This is a genomic window from Pseudomonas sp. St386 (assembly GCF_018325865.1).
Classification (GTDB): Bacteria; Pseudomonadota; Gammaproteobacteria; order Pseudomonadales; family Pseudomonadaceae; genus Aquipseudomonas; species Aquipseudomonas brassicacearum.
The window spans coordinates 5,561,779-5,584,941 of the sequence record NZ_AP021900.1; the positions used below are offsets into that span (position 1 = coordinate 5,561,779).

Consider the following 23,163-nt stretch of genomic DNA (forward strand, 5'->3'; position numbering starts at 1 on the left):
ATGACCTTTATGAACCCAAAGATGATCAAACTCCTGGGCCTGTCCGCCCTGACTGCCGGCATTCTCGCCGCTGCAAGCGGCGCCCGCGCCGATGAAACCAAGGCCCCGAGCTTCACGGCCGAGCCATGCTGCAACCTGTGCCCTGAAGCCCACGACGCGAAGAACTACACCACGCGCTACCAGCAGAACTTCACCACGCTGGTGCAGGCCCAGGGCGACTGGTTGTTCCGGACCCAGGAAGACCTGCGGACCGAATTCAACACCACCCCGGCCGGCTACAAGCGCCTGCAGCAGTTGCACGATGCGTTCAAGGCAAAAGGCGTCGAACTGGTGCTCGTCTACCAGCCTACCCGGGGCCTGGTGAACCGCAACAAGCTCAACCCACAGGAAAAGGCCGCTTTCGACTACGAGAAAGCCCTGACCAACTACAAATCCATGCTCGGCCGTTTCGCCCAGATGGGTTACGTGGTGCCAGACCTGTCGCCGCTGACCAACGAAAGCCTGCCCGAAACCCTGCCGGCCCACGATTTCTATTTCCGTGGCGACCAGCACTGGACGCCATACGGCGCCCAGCGCACGGCCAAGATCGTCGCCGAGAAGGTCAAGCAGATCCCGGCCTTCGCCGACATTCCCAAGCGTGAGTTCGAGACCAAGAAGTCCGGCCGCATGGGCAAGACCGGTACCCTGCACAACATGGCCGGGCAGCTGTGCGGCACCAGCTATGCGATCCAGTACATGGACCAGTTCACCACCGAGCCTAAGGGCGAGGCTGGCGACGGCGACCTGTTCAGCGATTCCGGCAACCCGCAGATCACCCTCGTGGGCACCAGTCACAGTGGCAAGAACTACAACTTCGCCGGCTTCCTGGAAGAGGCCATCGGCGCCGACATCCTCAACGTAGCCTTCCCCGGCGGCGGTTTCGAGGGCGCGATGATCCAGTACCTGGGCAGCGAAGAGTTCCAGAAGAATCCGCCGAAAATCCTCATCTGGGAATTCTCGCCGCTGTATCGCCTGGACCAGGAAACCATCTATCGCCAGATGATGGCGCTGCTGGACAACAACGGTTGCGAAGGCAAGCCGGCATTGATGAGCAGCAAGACCGCGCTCAAGCCAGGCAAGAACGAATTGATGGTCAATAGCAAGAACATGGATCTGCGTAACGGCAGCCACCAGGTCGACATCCGCTTCGCCGACACCTCGGTGAAAACCTTGCAAGCCACCCTCTGGTACATGAATGGGCGCCACGAGGATATCAAGATCGAAAAACCGGATACCTCCGAAACCGACGGACGTTTCGCCTTCCAGCTGCGCACCGACGAGGACTGGGCTTCGCAAAACCTTCTGGCTGTCGAAGTCCAGGGCCCCGAAGCCGGTAAAGAGCCGCAGCAGATCGAAGCGAAAATCTGTAAACGCAACGCATCTCCGCAAGCCGAACAAACGGCTCAAATCGGACAATGAGGTCTCGTCTCATGACCAGTACCACGCGCACCCGAACGTTGAAAACGCTGCTGGCGCCTTCCCTGCTGACCCTGGCGATGTTCGCCGGGGCCACGCAGGCGGCGGCCCCGCTGCGCCCGCCACAGGGTTACTTCGCCCCGATCGAAAAGGTCAAGGCCGGCGAAGCGGCCCAAGGCTGCGACGCCACACCGACGCCCTACACCGGCTCCCTGCAATTTCGCAGCAAGTACGAGGGCTCCGACAAGGCCCGTGCGACCCTGAACGTGCAATCGGAAAAAGCCTTCCGCGACAGCACCGCCGACATCACCAAGATCGAGCGTGGCGTCAGCAAGCAAGTGATGCAATTCATGCGTGACGGCCGTCCCGAACAATTGGAATGCACCCTCAACTGGCTGACCGCGTGGGCCCAGGCCGATGCGCTGATGTCCAAGGACTTCAACCACACCGGCAAGTCCATGCGCAAATGGGCACTGGGTAGCATGGCTTCGGCCTATGTGCGCCTGAAGTTTTCCGAGTCCCGCCCACTGGCCAATCACCCGGAGCAGGCGCAACTGATCGAAGGCTGGTTCAGCCGGATGGCCGATCAGGTGGTCAGCGACTGGGACAACCTGCCGCTGGACAAGACCAACAACCACTCCTACTGGGCCGCCTGGTCGGTGATGGCCACCTCCGTGGCAACCAACCGCCGCGACCTGTTCGATTGGGCCGTCAAGGAATACAAGGTCGGCGTCAACCAGGTCGATGCCGACGGTTTCCTGCCCAACGAACTCAAGCGCAAGCAACGCGCCCTGTCCTACCACAACTATGCCCTGCCGCCACTGGCGATGATCGCCAGTTTCGCCCAGGTCAATGGTGTGGACCTGCGCCAGGAAAACAACGGCGCCCTCAAGCGCTTGGGTGACCGGGTGCTGGCCGGGGTCGAAGACCCAGACATCTTCGAAGAGAAGAACGGCGACAAGCAGGACATGAAGGACCTGAAGGTCGACTCGAAATTCGCCTGGCTCGAACCGTTCTGCAGCCTCTACACCTGCAGCGAGGATGTGCTGGAGCGCAAGCATGAGATGCAACCGTTCAAGACCTTCCGCCTCGGCGGTGACTTGACCCGGGTGTACGACCCTTCGCGGGAGAAAGGCGAAAAAGGAAGCTGATTCACCGCTGATCGTTCCCACGCTCTGCGTGGGAATGCAGCCCGGGACGCTCTGCGTCCCACAAAGCCGAACGCGGAGCGTCCGTAGAGGCATTCCCACGCAGAGCGTGGGAACGATCATCACCCCTCTTTTTCATTGGGGGGTTTGGGGGGCTCTGGCCCTTGACTGTTGATTCAACATGGAGAGATCGGGATGGTATTTTCATCCAATGTGTTCCTGTTTCTGTTCTTGCCGATCTTTCTCGGCTTGTACTACTTAAGCGGGCAACGCTATCGCAACCTGCTGCTGCTGATCGCCAGCTACGTGTTCTATGCCTGGTGGCGGGTGGACTTCCTGGCGCTGTTCGCCGGCGTCACCCTGTGGAACTACTGGATCGGCCTGAAAGTTGGCGCCGCCGGTGTGCGCACCAAACCGGCCCAGCGTTGGCTGTTGCTCGGCGTGGCGGTGGACTTGTGCATCCTGGGTTACTTCAAGTACGCCAACTTCGGCGTGGACAGCCTCAACGCGATCATGACCAGCTTCGGTCTCGAACCGTTCATCCTGACCCACGTGCTGTTGCCGATCGGGATCTCGTTCTACATCTTCGAGTCCATCAGCTACATCATCGACGTCTATCGCGGTGACACCCCGGCGACCCGCAACCTGATCGACTTCGCGGCGTTCGTGGCGATTTTCCCGCACCTGATCGCCGGCCCCGTGTTGCGTTTCCGCGACCTGGCCGACCAGTTCAACAACCGTACCCACACGCTGGACAAGTTCTCCGAAGGCTGCACGCGCTTCATGCAGGGCTTCATCAAGAAAGTGTTCATCGCCGACACCCTGGCGGTGGTGGCCGACCATTGCTTCGCCTTGCAGAACCCGACCACGGGCGATGCCTGGCTCGGCGCCCTGGCCTATACCGCGCAGCTGTACTTCGACTTCTCCGGCTACAGCGACATGGCCATCGGCCTGGGCCTGATGATGGGTTTCCGTTTCATGGAAAACTTCAAGCAGCCCTACATCAGCCAGTCGATCACCGAGTTCTGGCGTCGCTGGCACATCAGCCTGTCCACCTGGCTGCGCGACTACCTCTACATCACCCTGGGCGGTAACCGCAAAGGCACGCTGATGACCTATCGCAACCTGTTCCTGACCATGCTGCTCGGTGGTCTGTGGCACGGCGCGAACTTCACCTACATCATCTGGGGTGCCTGGCACGGCATGTGGCTGGCCATCGAAAAAGCCGTGGGCATCAACACCACACCACGCAGCATCAACCCGATCCGCTGGGCGCTGACCTTCCTGCTGGTGGTGATGGGCTGGGTGATTTTCCGCTCCGAGAACCTGCACGTGGCCGGTCGCATGTACAGCGCCATGTTCAGCTTCGGCGACTGGTCGCTGTCGGAACTGACCCGCGCCAACCTCACCGGCCTGCAGATCGCCACGCTGGTGGTGGCCTATATCACCCTCGCCTTCTTCGGCCTGCGGGACTTCTACACCAACCGTCCGCCGGTCAAGACCAAGCCTGAGGTCAATACCGAGGCCAACGGCCCGGCCACCGCACAACCGGGAATGATCAAGGCCGTACCGGGTGACAACCCATCGACGATCCATGAACCAGGCTACACCGTGGGTGTCGAAGCCCAGGTGCAACCGGCCTACTGGACCGTGGACTGGTCACGCTACGTGATGCGCGCCCTGGTGCTGCTGCTGTTCATCGCCTCGATTCTCAAACTCTCGGCGCAAAGCTTCTCGCCGTTCCTTTACTTCCAGTTCTGAGGGATCTGAACATGACCCGCTCATTACGCATCTTTTACATCGCACTGTTCATGCTGATCCTGACAGCATTGGGCCTGTGGTCGATGCGCAGTTTCTTCGGCTTCAGTACCAACCCCGACGCCACCGTGCTCAACGGGCGCTGGGCCAAGGCCGTGGAAACGCACTACGACGACGAGTTCCCGATCAAGCGCCTGGGCACCAACATCTGGGCTGCGCTGGACTACAAGCTGTTCAACGAAGGCCGCAAAGGCGTGGTCCTGGGCCGCGACCAGTGGCTGTACAGCGACGAAGAGTTCAACCCGATCGTCAACGAAGAGCTGAACCTGCAAGGCAACTACGCGCTGGTCGAAGGCGTGCGCCAGAAGCTCAAGGAACAAGGCGTGACCCTGGTCATGGCGATCGTGCCGGCCAAGGCGCGGCTGTACCCCGAGCACCTGGGTGACGTGAAGCCATCGAGCATTCACGCCAACCTCTACCAGGATTTCCACGCTCGCGTGGCGGCCGACAAGATCCTCGCGCCGGACCTGCTCGGCCCGCTGCAACAGGCCAAGCAAGGCGGCCAGCAAGTGTTCCTGCGCACCGACACCCACTGGACTCCGGAAGGTGCCCAGGTCGCTGCCGAGAACCTGGCCAAGGCCATTGCCGAACGCACACCGCTCAACGGTGAGCCACAACGCTTCGTCACGGAACCTGCGGAGAAAATCACCCACAAGGGTGACCTGCGCCAGTTCCTGCCCCTGGACCCGCTGTTCGAAAACCTGATGCCAGCCCAGGAGCCGCTGGTCAAGCGCAACACCCGCGAAGCCGACGACCAGCCGGCTGGCGACGACGCGCTGTTCGCCGACGCCCAGGTGCCCGTGGCCCTGATCGGCACCAGCTACAGCGCCAACCCCAACTGGAACTTCGTCGGTGCACTCAAGCAAGCCCTGCACAGCGACGTCGTCAACTACGCCGAAGACGGCCATGGCCCGATTCTGCCGATGCTCAGCTACCTCAAGAGCGACGCCTTCAAGAACAGCCCGCCACAGGTGCTGATCTGGGAGTTCCCTGAACGCTATCTGCCCGTGAACAACGAAATCGGCGACGCCGACCCACAGTGGGTCGCAGAGCTCAAGCAAGCCGGCGCGCGCCAACAGAACGTAGCCGCCAACACCCCATCCGAGACGCCCGACCGGGCGCAAAACTGAAAGAGAGGTCCACCATGACTTTCAACACTACTCCTCGCCGTCTCGCTGCTCGCTCCTTCAAGGCCCTTGCCCTCGTCGCCAGCATGAGCGCCCTCTCACTGTCGGCCTTTGCCGGTGACGCGGCCCTGTACGGCCCGACCGCACCAAAAGGCTCGAGCTTCGTGCGGGTGTACAACGCCGCCAACGCCGAAGTCAGCGCAACCGTCGGCAGCACCAACATCAGCGACGTAGCTCCCTTGGCCAGCAGCGACTTCAGCTTCATGCCCGGTGGCGACTACAGCGCCAAGGTCGGCAGCCAGACCGTGCCGGTGAAACTGGCTTCCGATCACTATTACACCCTGGTCAACAACGCCAGCGGCCAGCCGCAACTGATCGAAGAGCCTCCGTTCAAGAACAAGCAGAAGTCCCTGGTCCGCGTACAGAACCTGAGCGACAAGGCACTGACCCTCAAGACCGCCGACGGCAAGACCGAAGTGGTGCCGAACGTGGCCGCCAAGGGCCGTGGCGAGCGTGAAATCAACCCGGTGAAAGTGTCCCTGGCGCTGTTCGAAGGCGACAAGAAAGTCGGCGACCTCAAGCCCGTGGCCCTGGAGCGCGGTGAAGCAGCCGTGCTGTACGTCACCGGTTCAGGCAGCAGCCTGTCGCCAGTGTGGGTCAAACGCCCAGTGTCGACCCGCTGATGAATTCACCTGATTGACGTTGTACCCCTGTGGGAGCGGGCTTGCTCGCGAATACGGTCTCACATTCAACATTGATGTTGGTTGAAGCACCACTTTCGCGAGCAAGCCCGCTCCCACCCTGAATCGGGGTGTCAGTCGGGTACGGAACAAGAACAAGAGAGTGAAACGACAGAACGCAGTAGCTCTAACAACCATTTCGCTTCAAGGAGTAACAAACATGATTCCGGTGATCTTGTCAGGTGGTAGTGGCTCACGTCTTTGGCCGCTTTCGCGCAAGCAATTCCCTAAACAGTTCCTGGCCCTGACCGGTGAACACACCCTGTTCCAGCAGACCCTCGAGCGCCTGGTGTTCGAAGGCATGGACACGCCAATCGTGGTCTGCAATAAAGACCACCGCTTCATCGTCAACGAACAGTTGACCAACCGTAAGCTCGAAGCCCAGCGCATCCTGATGGAACCGTTCGGGCGCAACACCGCACCGGCCGTGGCGCTGACCGCGATGATGCTGGTCAACGAAGGCCGCGACGAGCTGATGCTGGTGCTGCCGGCCGACCACGTGCTGGAAGACCAGAAGGCCCTGCAACGCGCCCTGGCCCTGGCCACCGTGGCCGCCGAGCGTGGCGAAATGGTGCTGTTCGGCGTACCGGCCACCAAGCCGGAAACCGGCTACGGCTACATCAAATCGACCAACGACGCGCTGCTGCCTGAAGGCGTGAGCCGCGTTTCGCACTTCGTCGAGAAACCCGACGTCAAGCGCGCCACAGAGTTCGTCGAGGCCGGCGGTTACTTCTGGAACAGCGGCATGTTCCTGTTCCGCGCCAGCCGTTTCCTCGAAGAGCTGAAAAAGCACGATCCGGACATCTACGACACCTGCCTGCTGACCCTGGAGCGCAGTGAGCAGACGGCCGACACCATCACGTTCGACGAAGCCACCTTCGCCTGCTGCCCGGACAACTCCATCGACTACGCCGTGATGGAAAAAACCCAGCGCGCCTGCGTGGTGCCACTGTCGGCGGGTTGGAGCGATGTCGGCTGCTGGTCGTCGCTGTGGGAAGTCAACCCCAAGGATGCCAACGGCAACGTCACCAAAGGCGACGTGGTCGTCCAGGACAGCCGCAACTGCATGATCCACGGCAACGGCAAGCTGGTGTCGGTAATCGGCCTGGACAACATCGTGGTGGTCGAAACCAAGGACGCCATGATGATCGCCCACAAGGACAAGGTCCAAGGCGTCAAGCAGATGGTCAACACCCTCAACGCACAGGGCCGCAGCGAGACCCAGAACCACTGCGAGGTCTATCGTCCGTGGGGTTCCTATGACTCGGTGGACATGGGCGGTCGTTTCCAGGTCAAGCACATCTCGGTCAAGCCGGGCGCGTGCCTGTCGCTGCAGATGCACCACCACCGCGCCGAACACTGGATCGTGGTCAGCGGCACCGCCGAAGTGACCTGCGACGAGAACGTGTTCCTGCTCTGCGAAAACCAGTCGACCTACATCCCGATCGCGTCGGTCCACCGCCTGCGCAACCCGGGCAAGATCCCACTGGAAATCATCGAAGTGCAGTCCGGCAGCTACCTGGGCGAAGACGACATCGAGCGTTTCGAAGACATCTACGGTCGCTCCACCCCGATCGAACGCGGCGTGTCGGTGAAGACCATCGCGCAGTAACGATCAGCAGAACAAGAAGCCCCCATCCAGCCCACTGCGTCCCCTATCCGCAGCGGGCTGGGTGGGGGCTTTTTATTGATTGACCACTCTCTTGGCATCAAACTTTTCGGCAATCCTGGCAGAGCGCGGATTGACAGCGTCCGTTCTGATTTTTCTGATATCCGCTCCCTTCGAAATCGCCTTGATTGCGCGCACCGTCAAGAATGTACCCACTCCCTTCAGAATCGGCAGTCGCGCCACTGAGGTGGCCTCTGCCAGCGCCTCTTTTTTCAACGTTCCGTCACCCTGGGTTTCAGGATGGACGACCACTTGCACAACATCCACTTCCGTTTTTCCCTCGGAAGTAAACATGTTCAGTTCAGCCAGACCATAAATGTGCCGCTCCTCGGGCGATTTCAACTTGTCGGATTTTTTCATGACTGCGAAAAAGCGCCGCTCAACGACGAAGTCAGGGTGTCTGTGCAAAGCGTCCGGATCGTTCGGCTCGTCCACAAATACGTCATTGGCACTGCGCAACATATAACCGGAAATGCTTGCCCCCAGACCGAAGTTTGAAGGCTGCCCAACGACCTTCGAACGCGCTGTTTCGCTGGAGAGGGTTTTATAGCGTTGCTTGTAGCGTTGAAGATTCTGTCTGACCTCATCTCCTCCCACCAGATAGTCATTGAATGCACCGACCTCCACTACTTTGAAGTCGTTCACTTCACTGTACTTTCCCGTGGCTTGCTTAAACACGCTAACCCGGCTCGTAAGCGCTGCCCCTGCGAGCTTGAGTCGATTCTTCACGCCCATTTCAATTTCGTACTTTCCAGTCTTGTTAAGCCCGTCGGCGTCCCGAAAAGTCAGCGGGTTATTGCTCACCATCGCGTAGAGGTTCAGCCCATCGATATCTCCCGCGGGGTCTGGATTGAGCCAGCGCTGCAAGCCAGGCATGTAGTAGCGATAGCCGTAGTAATAGAACCCCGTCGCATCCCTTTCCTTCCCCGAATAACGAACCGTCTTGTAACTGGCCTCGACCCCGTCAGCCCCCGCCAGGTACGCGGTCTCGCCGAAGGGATAGAAGTGCTCCCGGCTGATGATTCGCCCGTCCTGGCCAAGCTCCAGGCTGGTCGAACCCAAATGGTCGGTAAAACTGTATCGATAGAGGTCATTGGCCCCCGCAGGTGGTGGGCTTTCCCAGTGCAATATCCGGACGCTGTTGAGCCCACCCTGGGCGGTGATGACCTGGAGTGACTCTCCGGTGCTGCTGTCGGCACGCAGCTCCAGGCCCGGCAAATAACGCACCTCGGCGGCCAAGCTACGGGCGCCGGTTTGCAGCGTTCGCAGCTTGCGCACACGTTGCCCACCGCCGTCGTAGGCATACACTTCACTGTCGTCAAGCCCCGAGTCGCGTTCAATGGACGTGACCGAACTCAACTGGTTGCGCGAGTCCCAGACCAGGAACCGTTCCGCGTACAGTTCCAAGCAGTTGCCCCGCGCATCGAACGCCGCAGCGATTTCGTCCTCCGTGGGCGGAACACCATTGCGGTACGGAAGGCAGCGATTGCTATAGCGAGCCGCTTGGGTTTCCCGACCATGGTTTTGTGCCCCGACGTGAACCAGCGTCAACAGATTGCCGCCTTCGTCGTAGCGGTAGGTCTGCTGGTAATTGCTGACCGCCGCCGGGCCGTTCTGCCTCAGCGAGTCGGGCCCCTGGTTTGCAGAGCCCGCCTCCCAACCGGTGGCTTTGATCAGTTGATAGAGACTGTCGTAGACAAAGCGGCTGATCGGGTCGATGCGCTGGTTGGCAAAGTAGCGGACCGCCAGGGCTGCGTCCTCGATGCTCAACACGTTGCCCATCGGGTCATAAACGTAGCGCAAGTGTTGCTGTACCTGGCCGGAACGCAGGGCTTGGCGCTCCGCCAGGCGCCCGTCCTCAGGGCTGTAGATAAGGGTGGTTTTCACGCCGTTGCCGGCTATTTCTCCCTCGATCTGTCCAAGGGCATCGTAGCGAATATCACTCACCAGCGTCTGCCAATCGCCCTGCCCCGCCAATAGCAGTTGGCTGCCGGACAGCCGGCCATCGAGCGTAAGGCGTTGGCGTTGTCGATTTCCCCGGGCGTCGACTCGCTCCAGCTCATCGCTCAGCGGGCCGACGCGCCACGTCGAAACGGCACCGCTTCCAGGTTCAAGGAGTTGTTCGCGATCGGGTTCCGGCTCCGGCCAATCGGGCAAAGCCGCATCGAGGATGTAACGGCGGTCCTGCATGAGGTTTTCCCCGCTCAAGGCAAACGACGCCAGTAACAACGTACCCGTCGTGTCGTCGTGACGGATCAGTTGGCCATACTGATTTTGGTTCTGATCGCCCTGGCCCGGATATCCGTAGGTCATGCGCTCGGTACACCGACGCGGCATTCCACCACCTTGCTCGAACACCGCCACGGGGCGAAGCGATTCGTCATAGAGCACATCGCGCAGTGTCCCTCGACTGTCCCAGCCCAGCAGTCCTTCCTCGGCGAGCCCCGGCAGATCGGTCTGCCGGCCGGCATCGACGCTGTCCGTGCGCAGCGTGACGCCGGACAACGAATAAATCGCCGAAAGGTTGCTGGGGGCCAATTCGTCACGGTCCTGCATGGCCCACAACCGCGGATCCCACTGTTTCACCGCGCGGCCGGCGAGGTCAAAGAGGCTGCGGTTGATACGCCGCTGCGCCGGGCCGTTCTCCAGGCTGCGGCAGTATTCGACCGAACGAACCGGCCTGCTTCGCGAGTCGACGGCTATCAACGTTGGCGTTCGATAATCCATGCCCATCTGTAGGAATCCCGTGTAGTGCCAGGGTATCGCGGCCCATCTAACCAACGGGTCTGCAAGGCTGCCAACTGTCAGATATGACAGTGACGACCGACGGTGCAGGACCGGTGAATATCCATCGCCCGCTCCCTTCGGTAGGATGTGGCAACGGGAACGGAGGCTTCCACCATGCTTATCGGCGTCTTGCTGGTCATCACCTGGCTCATCCTGCTGTTGCGCTACCCGGCCAGGGCCTTGCCGGTTTCCCTGGCGGCGTTCATCGGGCTGGGACTGGTCGCTGCGTGGGTGCTCTGGCAGGAAAACCGCGAGACCCGGCAATTGGAGCGCCTGGAAATGCGCATCACCTATTCCCCCGGGCAATGCCCCGCCGACCGACCGCTGTCGCTGAACCTGAAAAACACCAATGACGTGCCACTGATCGAACTGCGCTGGCGGGTCGCGGCCTATGCGCCTGGCGACACCATCAACCTGGCCGACACCCCCTACGACGCACCGCGCTACCGAGGCCCCGGCCAATTGCAGGCCGGCGCTGACTGGCAAGACTGCCTGCCGCTGCCGCCCCTGCGTCCGGGTTATCGCCCGCAGACCATGGAGTTTCGCGCCGAGCGATTGCACGGTAGTTTTTCCAACTGATTGCTCTCCCCCACTTTTTGCACAAGGAATGCGCCATGCCTGTTGCGCTGATTACCGGATGTTCCAGCGGCATTGGCCGCGCCCTCGCCGACGCCTTCAAGACTGCGGGTTATCAGGTCTGGGCCACGGCGCGCAAGGTTGAAGACGTAGCGACACTCAGCGCTGCCGGGTTCACCGCCGTGCAACTGGACGTCAACGACGGCCAGGCCCTGGAACAACTCAACGAACGGATCAACCAGCAGCACGGCGGCCTGGATGTGCTGGTCAACAATGCTGGCTACGGCGCCATGGGCCCGTTGCTGGACGGTGGCGTGCCGGCCATGCAGCGTCAGTTCGAAACCAACGTGTTCGCCATCGTCGGGGTCACCCGGGCGCTGTTCCCGGTGTTGCGCCGGGCCAAGGGGCTGGTGGTGAACATCGGCAGCGTTTCCGGGGTACTGGTCACGCCGTTTGCCGGGGCTTACTGCGCCTCGAAGGCGGCGGTGCATGCCTTGAGCGATGCCTTGCGCATGGAGCTGGCGCCGTTCGGCATCCGCGTGATGGAGGTCCAACCCGGCGCCATCGCCTCCAGCTTCGCCAAGAATGCCGGCCATGAAGCCGAACAACTGATCAGCGAACAATCGCCCTGGTGGCCTCTGCGCGACGGCATCCGCGCCCGGGCCAAGGCCTCCCAGGACAACCCGACCCCGGCCCCCGAATTCGCCGCCGCGCTGCTCAAGGCGGTTCAACAACCCAAGCCACCCCGCTTGCAGCGTCTGGGCAATGGCAGCCGGGCATTGCCATTGATGGCCGGCTTGCTGCCCAAGGGGTTGCTGGAAAAAGGGTTGATGAAGCGGTTTGGGTTGGGTGGGTCACTTTGATAAATAGCGGCCACCCCGAAAACTGTGGGAGCGAGCCTGCTCGCGAAGACACCGGCACAGTCAACATCTTTGCAAACTGACCCACCGCTTTCGCGAGCAAGCTCGCTCCCACAAGGGGTCAGCGCTTGTCGTGGGGTTCTACCACCACCGTGCAAGTCATCCCCGCCGCCAGCAGCACCCCGTCGGGCACTTCGTCCAGATGAATGCGCACCGGCACCCGCTGGGCCAGGCGAACCCAGTTGAAGGTCGGGTTCACGTCGGCGATCAGTTCGCGGCTTTCGGGGTTGTCCCGGTCGTAGATGCCGCGGGAGATGCTTTCCACATGCCCCTTGAGCATCTCACCGCTCATCAACTGCAACTGCGCTGAATCGCCGACCCGCACCTTGGGCAATTTGGTCTCTTCGAAGAAGCCGTAGACCCAGAACGAATTCATGTCCACCACGGCCATCTTCGCCTCGCCGATGCGGGCGTAGTCGCCACGGTGCACGTTGAGGTTGGTGACGTAGCCATCCACCGCCGCGCGGACTTCGGTGCGCGACAGGTTCAGCTCCGCGGCTTCCAATTGCGCCTGGGCCTGCTGATAATCGGCCAGGGCCGAGTCGGCGATGTTGCTGGCGTCGTCGCGGTTTTCCCGGGAGATCACCAGGCTATCCAGGTCGGCACGCCGATGGGCGTTGACCTTGCGCATCTCCCAAGTGGCCTTGCGTGACGCCACCAGGGAGCGAGCCTGCTTCACGGCGATGCGGTAATGCTCAGGATCGATGCGCATCAACAGGTCGCCCTTTTTCACCGATTGGTTGTCGCGCACCGGCACTTCGACCACCTCGCCGCTGACATCGGCGGCCACATTGATGATATCGGCCCGCACCCGGCCATCGCGAGTCCAGGGCTCGTTCATGTAATGGACCCACAACGTACGGCCGATCCACAGCGCCAGGGCCAGAACCAACAGCGTCGCCAGCAGGCTGAAAAACTTTCTCATCGCATCGATCTCAACGGTAGACCGTCAGCGCCAGCGCGCCGAACAGACAGGTAAACAGACTCAGGCGCAGCAACGCCGGGTGCCAGAAGAAGCGGTACAGGTCCAGCCCCGACAGGAAGCGGTCCAAGGCCCAGGCCAGGCCGGCAGCGATGAAAAACATCAAGGTCATGGTGGGCATGTACACGCCATGGAAGGCGATCTCACGGGGCATGTTCAAGTTCCTGGGGAAGCGGTGTGGCGTGCGGCATGGCATAGCCGGCCAAGGGCGATTGCGGGTCGAGCAACGAGGTGCGGATGAAATGCAGATAGCTTTTCACCCGGCGCAGGGCCGAGGTGTCGAAATGCGGGGCGAAGGGTTCGTCGGTGGCCTGCACGCGGCCGATGGCGTGGTCCACCGCCACCAGGGCACGCTCCAGATTGCTCTGGCTCGGTTGGCGGAACAGCCGCACCAGCGCCCGCCCCATCACCCGAATCGCCTGGCGCCACGGCTGGCTTTCGGCATACGCCGGATGCACTGGCAGGATCGCCTGTTCCTTGCGCAGCTCGATAATCGCGTGGCCGACCTCCAGCACCACGAACATCCAGCGCAGCAAGTCCCGTTGCACCCGAGGCTGCCCCGCTGCCAGCCCGTAGGCCTGGTGCAGCAAGTCGCGGGTACCACTTTCGAAGCTCGATGCCAGGCCCTTGAGCTTGCCACTGATGGCAAACACCACTTGCTCGCGCAAATCCTGTTCGAGCCGGCGCCACAACCAGCGGCTGTTGGGCGGCAGAATGATTGCCCCGGCCGCGGCACACACCAGCATGCCGAGGATCATCGCGATGTAATCGTTGATGAAGGCGTAGGGGTTGTAGACCGTCAGGTTGTCCGGCACCGAACCGGTGCTGAAAAAGATCAGCAGCCCCAGCCCGACCCCGGCGTATTTCGGCCGCGAGCTGAGGAACGAACCGAGCATGATCACCGGCGCCAGCATCACGCAGAGCAAAGGGAAGCCGTCGATCAACGGGAAGATGAAGAACATCTCGACAAAGCCGATCAACGCCCCGAACAACGTGCCGCAGGCCATCTGGAAAGCCATGCGCTTGGGGTTCGGCGTCGCGGCCGACAAGCCCACGGTGGCGGCGGCGATCATCGTCATGGTCGCGCCGCTCGGCCAGGCCGTGGCGACCCAGTAACTCCCCAGCACCAACAGGATGAAGGCGGCGCGAACACCCGATGCCGTAGCGGCCAGCCAGTTGGTCTGCGGCACGAACGGTTCGTCCCAGCGCTCACGTTCGTGGCTATGATCGGCCAGGGAGGCGTGGGTCAAGGCATAGCCGTGCAAGTCGTCGACGAATCGATAAAGCAGCTCGTAGGCAGTATGGAAATCCAGTTGCTGCCCATCACTGGGCGCCGTTTCCTGGAACAACGCCCGCAGCCGCCGCACCTGGGCCGGCAGCTCGGCCTTGTACTCGGCCAGCGCCGCCGCCAGACGGGCCGCATCGGCATCGGTCAGGGCGCGGCCACTGAAACCGTCGAGCAGCTCGGCCAACGTTTGCAAGCCCGGCTTGATGGCATTGACCACGTGATCCGCCGCACTGCTGCGCAAGCGCTCCAGCAATTGGTGCAAAGCGTTAAAGCCGGTGGTGATACCCATGAATTCGCTGTTCAAGCGACTGAGCCGGCCGTTGCGTCGACGCATGTGCGGGTCTTCGAAAACGGTCACGCTGCGCAGGCTTTCCAGGCCCACCGCCTCGGCAATGAAGCCCACGTTGCGCGCTTCGAATGCCTCCCGCTTGCTGCGCCCACGCAGGCCATCGGTAACAAACAGGGCAAATACCCCAAAGCGCTGGTACAAGGCATTGCGCATGGCGGCACTGGCGGTTTGCGGCAGGATCGCGGCACTGACCAGGGTGGCGCAGAGAATCCCCAGGGAAATCTCCAGCACCCGCCAGACCGCCGCCATGAACGCGCCTTCCGGATGGGCAAGGGCCGGCAGGCCGATCATCGCCGCGGTGTAGCCGGCCAGCACAAAACCATAGGCCCGGAAGTTGCGATAACGCGCTGCCCCTGCCGAACAGAGACCAACCCAGACCGCCAGGCACGCGAGGAACGGCTCGGTGTTCTGGGCAAACAAGGCGATCAGCGCCACCATCACCACCGAGCCGGCCAGGGTGCCGAGGAAGCGGTAGAAACTCTTGGCGAACACCTGCCCGCTCTGGGGCTGCATGACGATGAACACGGTGATCATGGCCGTGCGCGGTTGCGGCAACTCCAGGCGCATCGCCAGCCACAAGGTCAGGAACGCGGCAAACAGGACCTTGAAGATATAGACCCAGGTCACCCCGTCGCTGCGGGCCCAGTCGAAGAAACCCCGGCGCCATTCAAGACGGTACAGCCAGCGTGCGGGGGCGAGTAAAGACGTCACAGGGGAAATATGGCTCACCGTACGCGGCCCAAGTCAGGACTGTCGTTGCCGGCCTCAAGCCCGCCCCCCAACGCCGTCACCAGGTCGGCATGGGCACTCAGGCGCGCCGCCTGCACTTGCTGTTGCACCTGTTGCTGCTTGAACAACAGGCTTTGGGCGTTGAGCACGTTGAGGTAATCGGTAAGCCCACGCTGGAACGCCACCATTGCGATGTCGTAGGTGCGCTGGGCTGCGGCCACCGATTCGGCGGCGAAGGCCTGCTGCTTGTCCATGGATTGGCGGCGGATCAACTGATCGGAAATGCCCTTGAGGGCGTTCACCAGTGTCTGGTTGTAGTGCGCCACGGCGATGTCATAACCCGCCGCCGCCTCGCCCAATTGCGAACGCAAGCGCCCGCCGTCGAAGATCGGCAACGTGATCGCCGGCCCGACGTTGTAGGTGAGCTTCTTGCCCGTCAAGAACTCCAGCGCCCCACCACCGGTGGCCATGTAGCCAAGGCTACCCACCAGGTCGACGTTTGGATAAAACCCGGCCCGGGCCACATCGATGCCCCGGGCCTGGGCCGCCACTTGCCAACGCCCGGCAACCACATCCGGACGTTGGCCGAGCAGTTCGGCGGGCAAGGCCGACGGCAGCTTCAACGGCGCGTCGAGGGCCAGGGTCGGGCGTTGCAGTTGCGTGCCCTCTCCCGGCCCCTTGCCGGCCAGGGCCGCCAACTGATTGCGGCTCAAGGCGATGGCTTCGTCCAGGGCGTCGAGTTGGCGGTGGGTCTCGGGCAGTGGTGCCTGGGCCTGGCTGACTTCGAAATGGGTGCCGATGCCGCCGTCCAGGCGCTTGTGCGCCAGGTCGAGAATCTGCTCTTGTTGGTGGAGGGTCGCGGCGACGATATCGCGCTGGGCGTAGTGCAGCGAAAACTGGATGTAGGCGCGCACGATGTTGCTCTGCAGTTCCAGTTGCGCCTGGCGCGCCTCAGCGACACTGGCATGGGCCAGGTCAACCGCCCGTTCGCTGGCATTGCGCTCGCGGCCCCACAGATCCAGGGCGTAGCTCAAGCCCAGGGCGGCATTGTTGTCCCAGGTCGTGGTGTCGGCCAGTTCGCCCGGGCCATAGAACTGATCGGTGGGCCAGTTATGGCGCTTGAGGGTCGCCTCGCCATTGATCTGCAGCGACTCGGCGGCCTCGGCAACACCGGCCATGGCCTTGGCCTGGCGCACCCGCGCGGCGGCCATGGCCAGGCTCGGGCTGTCCTGCATGGCCAGATCGACCCAGCGATCCAACTGCTGATCGCCATAGGCTTGCCACCATCGGCGGGTGGGCCAGTGGGCGTCGCGAGCCGCCTCGCGGATGGCGGCATCGGTCGCCAATTGATCGGCCGGCATTACCTGGCTTTGCGGCCCTATCCCGCCTGTCCCGATGCAACCGCTGATGGTTAATGTCAGAACCCAAACACTGAGAGTCTTCAGCTCTCTGCTGATGCAACGCGGCACTTGCGCAAAATTCCTGAGATGGAGCATGACGACGAGGATGGCTGCCTGTTAACGCAAAACTTGTGAGAGCGAGCCTTTGTGGGAGCCGAGCTTGCTCGCGATGGGGACGACACGGTTTAACAGCAGGACCGCGTCATCGTTCATCGCGAGCAAGCTCGGCTCCCACAAGGGCTCCCACAGGAATCAGTGACCCAGGATTGACGGTAATTCTAGGCATCGCCCTACCCGGCGATAAGCCGATCTTTCTGTGAATCTTTGTTACCGTTAACGCGATAATCCATTAGTCGGGTCCCGCTGCTCTGTAACTTCGTGTCACAATTTGCCACCTCCCAAGAGAGCCCTCCATGGACACCTTGCAAAACATGCGCGCGTTCAGTTGTGTTGCCGAAGCTGGCAGTTTCACCGCCGCCGCCGCGCAACTGGACACCACCACGGCCAACATCTCGCGCGCAGTTTCCAACCTGGAAGCCCATCTGCAAACCCGCCTGCTCAACCGCACCACTCGCCGCATTGCCCTGACCGAGGCGGGTAAACGCTACTTGTTGCGTTGCGAGCAGATCCTGGCTTATGTCGAAGAAGCCGAAGCCGAGGCCAGCGACGCCCATGCGCGACCGGCCGGGCAGTTGAAGGTCCACACGATGACCGGTATCGGCCAGCATTTCGTGATCGACGCCATCGCCCGTTACCGCAAGACCCATCCGGATGTGACCTTCGACCTGACCCTGGCCAACCGCGTGCCGGACATCCTCGACGAGGGCTACGACGTCTCAATCGTGCTCGCCAGCGAGTTGCCGGATTCGGGCTTCGTCTCCCAGCGCCTGGGGATCACCTACAGCATCGTCTGCGCATCACCCGCCTACGTGAAAGCCAGCGGCTGCCCGCAAAAACCCGGCGACCTGCTCAACCACGCCTGCCTGCGCCTGGTCAGCCCGGTCATTCCGCTGGAAAAATGGGTGTTCGACGGCCCGGAAGGCCAGGAGATGGTCACCATCAACAGCTCACCGTTCCTGGTGAATTCGGCCGATGCGATGAAAACCGCGATCACCAGCGGCATGGGCGTGGGGGTATTGCCGGTGTACGCGGCCATCGAAGGCTTGCGCAACGGCACGTTGGTGCGGGTCATGCCCAACTACCGCTCCCAGGAACTGAACCTCTACGCCATCTATCCGTCGCGCCAATACCTGGATGCGAAGATCAAGACCTGGGTCGAGTACCTGCGAGGCTCGTTGCCGGAAATCCTCGCGGCGCACCAGTCTGAGCTGGCGGCTTACGAATTGAGTGGAAGCCTGGCAGGCGCACGGGTCGCGAACTGAAGTCGCCCCCGTGCGTGAAGGATGATGTCAGCGCTTGCCCATCGAACGACGCGTGCCGGGAGGCGCGGCACCCGGGGTCTTGGTATGGCCATTCTTCGCGCCGTTCTTGTACCACGGCTGCTGGCCGGCGCCCTTGGCCGCAGCCAGTTCACCGGGTTTGAACGGGAATTTGAAGGCTGGGATCGCCGCCTTGGCGTCCTCGGCGCTGGAAACATCGCTGTCGGACAAGTCGGCCTGTTCGCCGCCGGGGAGTTCATCCGCAGGCGAAAGTGTCGGGGAAGTCATGTAAGGCTCCGGGTCATGCATGCAAGTCGGGCCCGAAGGGCGAGCCGCGAAAGGCGGCAGTATACCTGCCCGATATCACAGCGCGCAGGGCAGTTTCATCTGGCACAACCATTCATCCGACAGCAAGCCAGGACAAAACTGACAAGCCTGTCAGTTAGCCGTCACCTTCCTGACCGGCTCGTAACGCTATATAAGAAAGCTCAAACTCCTGTGTCCCGAACCGGCCCTTCATATCCATGCACACCCAGAAGAAAACCGTCCTGCTCGTCGTGTTGTTGGCTGCCCTGGCGGCCCTCGCCCTCTGGTTTGTGCTCAAGCCCGTGACCGCCAAGCCCAGCGCTCCCGCCGCCGTTCCGGTGCGGGTTGTCAGCGTGGTGCAAAAGGATGTGCCGCGCTTTGCCAGCGGCATCGGTACGGTCCTGTCGTTGCACAGCGTGGTGATCCGGCCGCAGATCGACGGCATTCTCACCCGGCTGCTGGTCAAGGAGGGGCAACTGGTCAAGAAAGGTGACCTGCTGGCGACCATCGACGATCGTTCGATCCGCGCCAGCCTCGACCAGGCCCGGGCCCAGCTCGGCGAGAGCCAGGCGCAGCTGGCGGTGGCCCAGGTCAATCTCAAGCGCTACAAATTGCTGAGCGTCGATGACGGCGTCTCGAAGCAGACCTACGACCAGCAACAGGCGCTGGTCAACCAGCTCAAGGCCACCGCCCAGGGTAACCAGGCGGCCATCGACTCGGCGCAGGTGCAACTGTCCTACACCCAGATCCGCTCCCCGGTGAGCGGTCGCGTCGGCATTCGCAATGTAGATGAAGGCAACTTCCTGCGCACCAGCGACACCGAAGGCCTGTTCACGGTGACCCAGATCGACCCGATCGCCGTGGAGTTCTCCCTGCCCCAGCAAATGCTACCCACCTTGCAACGCTTGATCGCGGCGCCCGAGCAAGCCTTGGTCAAGGCCTATATCGGTGCCGACGGCGCCACCGGGGAACTGCTCGGCGAGGGGCGCCTGAGCCTCATCGACAACCAGATCAACGCCAACACCGGAACCCTGCGGGCCAAGGCTGAATTCAACAACGCCGCGCAACGGCTGTGGCCCGGGCAACTGGTGACGCTGAAGATCCAGACCGCCCTCGACAAGGACGCCCTGGTGGTGCCTCCCACCGTCGTCCAGCGTGGGCTGGAGCAACACTTCGTGTACCGGATCAAGGGCGACAAGGTCGAGAGCGTGCCGGTGGTCATGGTTTACCAGGACAGCGACATGCACATCATCAAGGGGGTGAACGCTGGCGATCAACTGGTGAGCGACGGTCAGTCACGGCTCAAGCCAGGCAGCCACATCCAGGTGCTCAGTGATCCGCCCGCCCTGGCCAAGACCACGGAGCCGCAACCGTGAAGGGCCGCGGCTCGGTTTCGGCGTGGTGCATCGACCACCCCATCGCCACGGTGCTGCTTACGTTTGCCCTGGTACTGCTGGGCGTGATCGCGTTTCCTCGCCTGCCCGTCGCGCCGTTGCCAGAGGCCGAATTCCCAACCATCCAGGTTAACGCGCAGTTGCCTGGGGCCAGTCCCGAAACCATGGCCTCGTCAGTGGCGACGCCGCTGGAAGTGCAATTCAGTGCCATTCCCGGCATCACCCAGATGACCTCCAGCAGTGCCCTGGGCTCGACCAACCTGATCCTGCAATTCAGCCTCGATAAAAGCATCGACACCGCCGCCCAGGAAGTGCAGGCGGCGATCAACACCGCCGCCGGCAAACTGCCCAACGACATGCCGAACCTGCCGACCTGGCGCAAGGTCAATCCCGCCGACAGCCCGGTGTTGATCCTCAGCATCAGCTCCTCCCTGATGCCCGGCACCGAGCTGAGCGACTACGTCGAAACCCTGCTCTCGCGTCAGATCAGCCAGATCGACGGCGTAGGACAAATCTATATCTCCGGCCAACAGCGTCCGGCGATCCGGGTCCAGGCCTCGGCCGACCGGCTCGCCGCCATCGGCCTGACCCTGGCGGACATCCGCCTGGCGCTCCAGCAGGCCAGCCTCAACCTGGCCAAGGGCGCCCTGTACGGCGCTTCGAGCATTTCCACCCTGTCCACCAACGACCAGCTGTTCCAGCCTGAGGAGTACGGTGAGCTGATCGTGTCCTACAAGGACGGCGCACCGGTTCACCTCAAGGACATCGCCAAGGTCGTCAACGGCTCGGAAAACGCCTACGTCCAGGCCTGGTCCGACAGCGAACCAGGGGTCAACCTGGTGATCTTCCGGCAACCGGGAGCGAACATCGTCGAGACCGTCGACCGCATCCAGGCGGCCCTGCCCACCCTGCAAGCCATGTTGCCCGCCGCCGTGCAGGTCAAGGTCCTGATCGACCGCACCCAGACCATCCGCGCCTCGTTGCATGAGGTGGAGATCACCTTGCTGATCGCGGTGCTGCTGGTGGTCGCGGTGATGGCGCTGTTCCTGCGTCAGCTCTCGGCGACCCTGATTGTCTCGGCGGTGCTGGGGGTGTCGCTGACCGCCAGTTTCGCCCTGATGTACGTGATGGGGTTCAGCCTGAACAACCTGACCCTGGTGGCGATCGTCATCTCGGTGGGGTTCGTGGTGGACGATGCGATTGTGGTGGTGGAGAACATCCACCGGCACCTGGAGGCCGGTGACGGCATGCGCGAAGCGGCGATCAAGGGGGCTGGTGAGATCGGCTTCACCGTGGTCTCCATCAGCTTCTCGCTGGTGGCGGCGTTCATCCCACTGCTGTTCATGGGCGGCGTGGTCGGGCGCCTGTTCAAGGAGTTTGCCCTGACCGCCACCTCGACCATCCTGATTTCGGTGGTGGTGTCGCTCACCTTGGCGCCGACCCTGGCCGCGCTGTTCATGCGCGCCCCGGTACATCATGCCCACAGCAAGATGGGATTCGGCGAGCGTCTGCTGGGCTGGTACGAGCACGGCCTGCGTCGGGCCCTGGCCCATCAAAAACTGATGATCGGCGTGTTCGGCCTGACCCTGGCGCTGGCGGTGGTGGGCTACGTGTTCATTCCCAAGGGGTTCTTCCCGGTACAGGACACCGGCCTGGTGCTGGGCACCAGCGAAGCCGCCGCCGATGTGTCGTTCCCGGACATGGTCGCCAAGCACAAGGCCCTGGCCGACATCGTCGCCGCCGACCCGGCGGTGCAGACCTTCTCCCACTCCGTCGGTGTCTCGGGCAACAACCAGACCATCGCCAACGGCCGCTTCTGGATCGCCCTCAAGCCCCGGGGCGAGCGTGACGTGTCGGCCAGCGGCTTCATCGACCGGATCCGCCCGCAATTGCTGAAAATCCCCGGCGTGGTGCTGTACCTCAGGGCCGGCCAGGACATCAACCTCAGCTCCGGCCCCAGCCGCGCCCAATATCAATACGTGCTCAAGAGCAACGACGGGCCGAGCCTCAACGCCTGGACACAAAAACTCACCGACAAGCTGCGTGGCAACCCGGCGTTCCGTGACATCTCCAACGACCTGCAACTGGGCGGCAGCATCACCCACATCAACATCGACCGCAGCGCGGCGGCGCGCTTCGGCCTCACCGCCACCGATGTCGACCAGGCCCTGTACGACGCCTTCGGCCAACGGCAGATCAATGAATTCCAGACCGAGACCAACCAGTACAACGTGATCCTGGAGCTCGACACCCAGCAACGCGGCAAGGCAGAAAGCCTGGCGTATTTCTACCTGCGTTCGCCACTGAGTGGGGAAATGGTACCGCTCTCGGCCCTGGCCCGCTTCGATGCGCCGAGCAACGGCCCGCTGTCGATTGCCCACGATGGCATGTTCCCGGCCGCCAACCTGTCATTCAACCTGGCGCCCGGCGTGGCCCTGGGGGACGCGGTGCGCCTGCTCGACCAGGCGAAGAACGAGATCGGCATGCCCGCCGCCATTACCGGCAACTTCCAGGGCGCGGCCCAGGCCTTCCAGAGCTCCCTGGCCAGCCAGCCATGGCTGATTCTCGCCGCGCTGGTGGCTGTGTACATCATCCTCGGCGTGCTCTACGAGAGTTTCGTGCACCCGTTGACGATCATCTCTACCCTGCCCTCGGCCGGCCTCGGTGCGCTGATCATGCTCTGGCTGCTGGGCCAGGACTTTTCGATCATGGCGCTGATCGGGCTGGTGCTGCTGATCGGGATCGTCAAGAAGAACGGCATCCTGATGATCGACTTCGCCCTCGACGCCCAGCGCAACAAAGGCATGGTGCCCCAGGAGGCGATTTTCCAGGCGTGCCTGACACGCTTCCGGCCGATCATGATGACCACCCTGGCCGCCCTGCTCGGCGCCTTGCCGCTGATGCTCGGCTATGGTCCCGGCGCGGAGCTGCGCCAACCCCTGGGCATCGCGGTGGTGGGCGGCCTGCTGGTGAGCCAGGCGCTGACGCTGTTCACCACACCGGTCATATACTTGTGGCTGGAGCGACTGTTCCATCGACCCGCCCATCAGCCAGGGTCGGCGCCGACGGCGGCGCTGGCGAGCACAGACCACTGAG

General features: G+C 62.4%; 17 protein-coding genes. 11 read left to right on the forward strand and 6 right to left on the reverse strand.

Annotation, left to right across the window (positions count from 1 at the left end):
* Positions 1 to 9: 9 nt before the first annotated feature.
* The 6 genes from KI235_RS24555 (at position 10) to KI235_RS24580 (ending at position 7,900) form a co-directional block, all read left to right on the forward strand.
* On the forward strand, positions 10 to 1,458 hold the full coding sequence (locus KI235_RS24555; protein WP_003205321.1) for an alginate O-acetyltransferase: 1,449 nt from the start codon (positions 10 to 12) through the stop codon (positions 1,456 to 1,458).
* An 11-nt stretch (positions 1,459 to 1,469) separates the two neighbouring features.
* Positions 1,470 to 2,606, forward strand: a complete 1,137-nt coding sequence (locus KI235_RS24560) for a mannuronate-specific alginate lyase (protein WP_003205322.1) — start codon at positions 1,470 to 1,472, stop codon at positions 2,604 to 2,606.
* Positions 2,607 to 2,798: 192 nt separating this feature from the next.
* A complete protein-coding gene (locus KI235_RS24565; RefSeq protein ID WP_003205323.1) occupies positions 2,799 to 4,364 on the forward strand; it encodes an MBOAT family protein in 1,566 nt (521 codons plus the stop codon).
* Between the two features lie 11 nt (positions 4,365 to 4,375).
* On the forward strand, positions 4,376 to 5,551 hold the full coding sequence (locus tag KI235_RS24570) for an alginate O-acetyltransferase (protein WP_013694164.1): 1,176 nt from the start codon (positions 4,376 to 4,378) through the stop codon (positions 5,549 to 5,551).
* 14 nt (positions 5,552 to 5,565) lie between these two features.
* Positions 5,566 to 6,231: an alginate O-acetyltransferase AlgF gene (locus tag KI235_RS24575; protein ID WP_013694165.1), complete on the forward strand. Its 666-nt coding sequence runs from the start codon at positions 5,566 to 5,568 to the stop codon at positions 6,229 to 6,231.
* A 217-nt stretch (positions 6,232 to 6,448) separates the two neighbouring features.
* On the forward strand, positions 6,449 to 7,900 hold the full coding sequence (locus KI235_RS24580; RefSeq protein WP_013694167.1) for a mannose-1-phosphate guanylyltransferase/mannose-6-phosphate isomerase: 1,452 nt from the start codon (positions 6,449 to 6,451) through the stop codon (positions 7,898 to 7,900).
* A 72-nt stretch (positions 7,901 to 7,972) separates the two neighbouring features.
* On the opposite strand, the gene KI235_RS24585 is transcribed toward KI235_RS24580, so the two are convergent.
* Positions 7,973 to 10,690, reverse strand: a complete 2,718-nt coding sequence (locus KI235_RS24585) for an RHS repeat protein (RefSeq protein WP_212795343.1) — start codon at positions 10,688 to 10,690, stop codon at positions 7,973 to 7,975.
* A 168-nt stretch (positions 10,691 to 10,858) separates the two neighbouring features.
* Here KI235_RS24585 and KI235_RS24590 point away from each other — a divergent pair, with 168 nt between their 5' ends.
* Together KI235_RS24590 and KI235_RS24595 are read left to right on the forward strand one after the other, a co-directional pair.
* The gene (locus KI235_RS24590; protein WP_212795344.1) at positions 10,859 to 11,323 is read left to right on the forward strand and encodes a multidrug transporter; all 465 of its coding nucleotides are present in this window, start codon (positions 10,859 to 10,861) and stop codon (positions 11,321 to 11,323) included.
* A gap of 35 nt (positions 11,324 to 11,358) precedes the next feature.
* Entirely contained in the window at positions 11,359 to 12,183 is an 825-nt protein-coding gene (locus KI235_RS24595) for an SDR family oxidoreductase (RefSeq protein WP_013694168.1), read from the forward strand.
* Positions 12,184 to 12,301: 118 nt separating this feature from the next.
* On the opposite strand, the gene KI235_RS24600 is transcribed toward KI235_RS24595, so the two are convergent.
* From KI235_RS24600 to KI235_RS24615, 4 genes are read right to left on the reverse strand one after another with little or no spacing between them, the layout of a single operon-like run.
* Positions 12,302 to 13,165: an HlyD family secretion protein gene (locus KI235_RS24600; RefSeq protein WP_003205330.1), complete on the reverse strand. Its 864-nt coding sequence runs from the start codon at positions 13,163 to 13,165 to the stop codon at positions 12,302 to 12,304.
* Between the two features lie 10 nt (positions 13,166 to 13,175).
* On the reverse strand, positions 13,176 to 13,376 hold the full coding sequence (locus tag KI235_RS24605; protein ID WP_003205331.1) for a DUF1656 domain-containing protein: 201 nt from the start codon (positions 13,374 to 13,376) through the stop codon (positions 13,176 to 13,178).
* Positions 13,366 to 15,570 (reverse strand): FUSC family protein, encoded by a 2,205-nt coding sequence (locus tag KI235_RS24610; RefSeq protein WP_212795884.1) that lies wholly within the window; start codon positions 15,568 to 15,570, stop codon positions 13,366 to 13,368. The genes KI235_RS24605 and KI235_RS24610 overlap by 11 nt, the downstream gene beginning before the upstream one ends.
* A 14-nt stretch (positions 15,571 to 15,584) precedes the next feature.
* Positions 15,585 to 17,057: an efflux transporter outer membrane subunit gene (locus tag KI235_RS24615; protein ID WP_212795345.1), complete on the reverse strand. Its 1,473-nt coding sequence runs from the start codon at positions 17,055 to 17,057 to the stop codon at positions 15,585 to 15,587.
* 344 nt (positions 17,058 to 17,401) lie between these two features.
* Between KI235_RS24615 and KI235_RS24620 the strand changes: the two genes are divergently transcribed.
* On the forward strand, positions 17,402 to 18,370 hold the full coding sequence (locus tag KI235_RS24620; RefSeq protein WP_003205334.1) for a LysR family transcriptional regulator: 969 nt from the start codon (positions 17,402 to 17,404) through the stop codon (positions 18,368 to 18,370).
* Positions 18,371 to 18,397: 27 nt separating this feature from the next.
* Here KI235_RS24620 and KI235_RS24625 read toward each other — a convergent pair whose 3' ends face one another.
* Positions 18,398 to 18,655 (reverse strand): hypothetical protein, encoded by a 258-nt coding sequence (locus tag KI235_RS24625; protein ID WP_003205335.1) that lies wholly within the window; start codon positions 18,653 to 18,655, stop codon positions 18,398 to 18,400.
* Between the two features lie 236 nt (positions 18,656 to 18,891).
* Here KI235_RS24625 and KI235_RS24630 point away from each other — a divergent pair, with 236 nt between their 5' ends.
* Both KI235_RS24630 and KI235_RS24635 read left to right on the forward strand, forming a co-directional pair.
* A complete protein-coding gene (locus tag KI235_RS24630) occupies positions 18,892 to 20,049 on the forward strand; it encodes an efflux RND transporter periplasmic adaptor subunit (RefSeq protein WP_003205336.1) in 1,158 nt (385 codons plus the stop codon).
* Entirely contained in the window at positions 20,046 to 23,162 is a 3,117-nt protein-coding gene (locus KI235_RS24635) for a multidrug efflux RND transporter permease subunit (RefSeq protein ID WP_003205337.1), read from the forward strand. Before KI235_RS24630 ends, KI235_RS24635 begins: the two co-directional genes overlap by 4 nt.
* Position 23,163: the final 1 nt, after the last annotated feature.

Coding starts and splice junctions, on each gene's coding strand:
- KI235_RS24580 (WP_013694167.1), top strand. CDS start 6,449: ATGATTCCGGTGATCTTGTCAGGTGGTAGTGGCTCACGTCTTTGGCCG.
- KI235_RS24555 (WP_003205321.1), top strand. CDS start 10: ATGAACCCAAAGATGATCAAACTCCTGGGCCTGTCCGCCCTGACTGCC.
- KI235_RS24565 (WP_003205323.1), top strand. CDS start 2,799: ATGGTATTTTCATCCAATGTGTTCCTGTTTCTGTTCTTGCCGATCTTT.
- KI235_RS24620 (WP_003205334.1), top strand. CDS start 17,402: ATGGACACCTTGCAAAACATGCGCGCGTTCAGTTGTGTTGCCGAAGCT.
- KI235_RS24600 (WP_003205330.1), bottom strand. CDS start 13,165: ATGAGAAAGTTTTTCAGCCTGCTGGCGACGCTGTTGGTTCTGGCCCTG.
- KI235_RS24560 (WP_003205322.1), top strand. CDS start 1,470: ATGACCAGTACCACGCGCACCCGAACGTTGAAAACGCTGCTGGCGCCT.
- KI235_RS24590 (WP_212795344.1), top strand. CDS start 10,859: ATGCTTATCGGCGTCTTGCTGGTCATCACCTGGCTCATCCTGCTGTTG.
- KI235_RS24575 (WP_013694165.1), top strand. CDS start 5,566: ATGACTTTCAACACTACTCCTCGCCGTCTCGCTGCTCGCTCCTTCAAG.
- KI235_RS24630 (WP_003205336.1), top strand. CDS start 18,892: ATGCACACCCAGAAGAAAACCGTCCTGCTCGTCGTGTTGTTGGCTGCC.
- KI235_RS24625 (WP_003205335.1), bottom strand. CDS start 18,655: ATGACTTCCCCGACACTTTCGCCTGCGGATGAACTCCCCGGCGGCGAA.
- KI235_RS24585 (WP_212795343.1), bottom strand. CDS start 10,690: ATGGGCATGGATTATCGAACGCCAACGTTGATAGCCGTCGACTCGCGA.
- KI235_RS24605 (WP_003205331.1), bottom strand. CDS start 13,376: ATGCCCCGTGAGATCGCCTTCCATGGCGTGTACATGCCCACCATGACC.
- KI235_RS24570 (WP_013694164.1), top strand. CDS start 4,376: ATGACCCGCTCATTACGCATCTTTTACATCGCACTGTTCATGCTGATC.
- KI235_RS24595 (WP_013694168.1), top strand. CDS start 11,359: ATGCCTGTTGCGCTGATTACCGGATGTTCCAGCGGCATTGGCCGCGCC.